A 1406-nucleotide genomic window follows, 5' to 3' on the forward strand; every position below is an offset into this window, starting at 1 on the left:
GGCGGCGCGGCGGACGGCGAGGGCGCCGGCGGGCCCTCCGCGGGGGAGGGACCGCCGGAGACGATGCGCATCCGGGCTTACTGTCCGATGCCGGACCGCTGGTCGGCGGAGGCGGACGCCTCGCCGTCGATCTGCTGGTTGATGATCGCGTCCTGCTGCGCCACGGCGTAGGCATTGCTGTCCACCGACCCGATGTTCGCCGCCACGGCGGCGTCGATGGGTGCCGCGACATTGGCGTTGGCGGCGACCGCGCCGTTGATCGGGGCCGCGAGGCCCGCCTCGGCGTCCAGATCCACGTTGACGTTGAGCAGGTTTCCGTCCAGCGTCGAGCCGAGGCCCTCCGTTACGGTGCCCGCGTCGGGGAGCGTGCCCTCGGGCAGCGCGCCGTCGGGCAGCAGGGCGGGACCGGTGTCCCCGCCGGTCTCCGCCTCGGTGCCGGCCGATGGGGCGGCTTCGGTGTCTTCGGCGCTGCCGGCACCCTGGTCGATGGTGCTGTCCTGGGCGGATTCGGCGGCCGCATCCGCGGTAATGCCCTGGTCGATGATGACGCCCTGGTCGGCCAGCGCCTGGGCGTCGGAACCGGACGAGAGCACGTTCGCCGACGCCGCCGCGTCGATCGGGGCAGCGACGTTCGCGTTGGCGGCGACCGCCAGATCGATCGGCGCGGCCGCGTCAATGGCCAGGTCCAGGTCCGCGTTCAGGTCCAGGATGGAGGCGACTTCCTTGTCCGGGAGGGCGGTTCCGCCCTGCGCTGCCAGTTCGTCCTCGCCCAGCGGCGTCGGGTTCTGCTCGTCGTTCATCGTTGTCTCCATCTCCGGCGCCTCGTCGGCGCCCATCCAGGTCAATTCGAACAACCACCTCCCGGCGGGACCGGGAGAACTGCTGCAGCAAGGTTTAAGCACTGCCAGCCAATAGTAAGCATGGTGACTGTTTTTCCTCACTGTCCTGGCCCCGGTTCAGGCCCTCAGGCAGCGGGTGCCGGACAGCTGGCCGCGCCCGGCCTCCCGGTCCCGGGATCAGGCGGTGGCTTCCCAGGTGAGGCCGTAGGGGACCTGCTCGCTGAGTTCGACGGTGAATTGGCCCGGTCCTGTCCGGGTGACCAGGATGCCGCAGCCGGGGTCCTGCCGGGCCAGGTTCTGGAATTCCTCCACCACGAGGTTCAGCAGCATGTCAGCTTCGTCTACGGTGGACGCGGTTACTTTCCGGGGTACCAGGGTGATGGGCATGGGAAGAGGTCTTTCTGATGGTGGTTCTGTGGAGCTGAATCGGAGGACGTGCGGGGCAGGTCAGGCTGATCCGTGCGGCTGGCGGGGAACGCGGGGCCGGAGCTTCCGGCCCGGGCGGTTTCCGCGCTGCCGGCGGGGCCGGTGCCCAGTTGGTCCGCCGCAGGGGCAGGCGCCTGGCCC

General features: G+C 70.6%; 2 protein-coding genes. Both read right to left on the reverse strand.

What is annotated here, in order from left to right; translation table 11 throughout:
* Positions 1 to 77: 77 nt before the first annotated feature.
* On the reverse strand, positions 78 to 854 hold the full coding sequence (locus tag ACFQ36_RS22695; RefSeq protein WP_377017831.1) for a peptidoglycan-binding protein: 777 nt from the start codon (positions 852 to 854) through the stop codon (positions 78 to 80).
* Between the two features lie 162 nt (positions 855 to 1016).
* On the reverse strand, positions 1017 to 1226 hold the full coding sequence (locus ACFQ36_RS22700) for a hypothetical protein (protein ID WP_377017833.1): 210 nt from the start codon (positions 1224 to 1226) through the stop codon (positions 1017 to 1019).
* Between the last annotated feature and the right edge of the window lie 180 nt (positions 1227 to 1406).

It is taken from the genome of Arthrobacter sp. GCM10027362 (assembly GCF_042679445.1).
Lineage (GTDB): Bacteria > Actinomycetota > Actinomycetes > Actinomycetales > Micrococcaceae > Crystallibacter.

Coding starts and splice junctions, on each gene's coding strand:
- ACFQ36_RS22700 (WP_377017833.1), bottom strand. CDS start 1,226: ATGCCCATCACCCTGGTACCCCGGAAAGTAACCGCGTCCACCGTAGAC.